The sequence below is a fragment of the Neobacillus bataviensis genome, from assembly GCF_019969725.1.
This window is the reverse complement of sequence record NZ_JAHXYW010000048.1, coordinates 1-647: the sequence shown is the minus strand read 5'-3', so window position 1 is coordinate 647 and position 647 is coordinate 1. Positions and strand designations below refer to the sequence as shown.

The following is a 647-nucleotide window of genomic DNA, read 5'->3' as shown; positions in this document are numbered from 1 at the left end:
AGTAATTTAAGGAGAAATATTAGTAAAGTTAGTATATATGAAGGTGGACAAATGGATAAATTTATACAGTTTTTAGAGAATCATCTAGGTACGATTGAATGTGGCTGGAATAATGATGATAGAGGTGAACGACTTCCTGTTCAAATCGCAAAATACAGTAAAGGTCCTTTTTCTGGTACTAAAACATTTTCTACTTTGGGATTAAGTAGAGTTCCTCTGACTTCCTATGTTTCTGGAAAACAAATTTGGCAAGAATTAATTTTCGTTTCTTACTCCCATATTGGAAATTTAAACATACCTGCATTATTGGCACAGGTTAGCCAAATGGCTTTAGATTCTAGGACAGCATTCTTAAGAGGAGATGTAATTGGACCAAATGGACCAATTTTTGATGATCCAAATTTAGAAGCCCTTTATGTTTCTATTCCAGGTTACTTTCCTGATTCATTTGATGCTTTTAAAGTAGATGATAAAAAAACTATAATAATGGCTTGGTTAATTCCAATTACTTCGAAGGAAGCAGAATTTATTAGACAAAATGGTTGGGAAGAATTCGAAGATAAACTTGAAGAACTAGACCCAGATTTGATTGACATTAAAAGGGAAAGTATTATCTAATGTCATTTAGTCTTCTTCAACTAACGGGT

1 protein-coding gene is annotated in these 647 nt (G+C 32.6%); it reads left to right on the top strand.

Annotated elements, in window-relative coordinates; translation table 11 throughout:
* A partial coding sequence (locus LC455_RS31075; RefSeq protein ID WP_223596805.1) for a suppressor of fused domain protein occupies window positions 1-618 on the top strand: 618 nt, incomplete at its 5' end.
* Between the last annotated feature and the right edge of the window lie 29 nt (window positions 619-647).